Origin of the sequence: Aureibaculum marinum, from assembly GCF_003813905.1 — a bacterium.
In the GTDB taxonomy this organism is placed as follows: Bacteria; Bacteroidota; Bacteroidia; order Flavobacteriales; family Flavobacteriaceae; genus Aureibaculum; species Aureibaculum marinum.
The window spans coordinates 1-374 of sequence record NZ_RPFJ01000116.1 but is presented as its reverse complement, the minus strand read 5'-3'; the positions used below and the strand labels follow the sequence as shown (position 1 = coordinate 374).

Genomic DNA, 374 nt, shown 5'->3' with positions numbered 1-374 from the left:
AAGGAAAATATTATTTTGGAATATCAAAAAAAGATTTAGAAAAAAAGAAATTTGATGATATTAAAATGTCTTTTCAAATATAAAATACTGCGTACAACAAAGAACTGAGCTAAAAAACAAACAATTTCTTCATTAAATTTACACACTATTATTCTAGGCTCAAAATACGATTAATAGGTGTTTTGAGCTTTTATTTTTTATATTATTACCCCTTATTTTGACAAAACAGAAACATAGGTTTCATCATAGGGCAATCCAGATTTTGCAATAGCAAAAGCTTGTTTCAATAGCTTATTAGAAACGGCAATTAATGCTAATTTTTTACTTTTACCTTTATTTGTAATGCGTTCAAAGATCTCTCTACAAGCTTTATT

Annotated in this window: 1 pseudogene; it reads right to left on the bottom strand. The window is 25.7% G+C overall.

Annotated elements, in window-relative coordinates:
• Positions 1 to 212: 212 nt before the first annotated feature.
• Positions 213 to 374 (bottom strand): annotated as a pseudogene (locus EGM88_RS16090) (IS110 family transposase); the annotation flags it as partial.